Source organism: Pseudoalteromonas sp. 19-MNA-CIBAN-0066 (assembly GCF_040308705.1).
GTDB lineage: Bacteria > Pseudomonadota > Gammaproteobacteria > Enterobacterales > Alteromonadaceae > Pseudoalteromonas > Pseudoalteromonas nigrifaciens.
The window spans coordinates 1-362 of the sequence record NZ_JBEONZ010000121.1 but is presented as its reverse complement, the minus strand read 5'-3'; the positions used below and the strand labels follow the sequence as shown (position 1 = coordinate 362).

The following is a 362-nucleotide window of genomic DNA, read 5'->3' as shown; positions in this document are numbered from 1 at the left end:
GCATAGCGTTATTATTTAAAGCTTGCTCAAGCAAAGCTTCAATTTCAAGTTCTTGTTCATCGTTTAACTTCGTACCAGAATTATTAAAAAACTTAATCCCGTTATCATAATACGGGTTATGTGACGCACTAATTACAACGCCTGCATCCGCTCTAAAGGTTGATGCTAAATAAGCAACTGCTGGGGTAGGCATTGGGCCAACAAAAGCAACATTAACACCCGCAGCAGAAAGGCCTGCTTCCATTGCTGACTCAAACATATAACCACTATTACGTGTATCTTTACCTATTAAAATTTCTTTGGTGCCACTTGAAGCTAAAACAGTGCCTGCAGCCCACCCTAACTTCATGGCAAAATCAGGA

The 362-nt window shown here is 40.3% G+C and carries 1 pseudogene; it reads right to left on the bottom strand.

Annotated features, from left to right (window positions below):
• Positions 1-362 (bottom strand): annotated as a pseudogene (gene glmM / locus AAEZ18_RS18465) (phosphoglucosamine mutase); the annotation flags it as partial.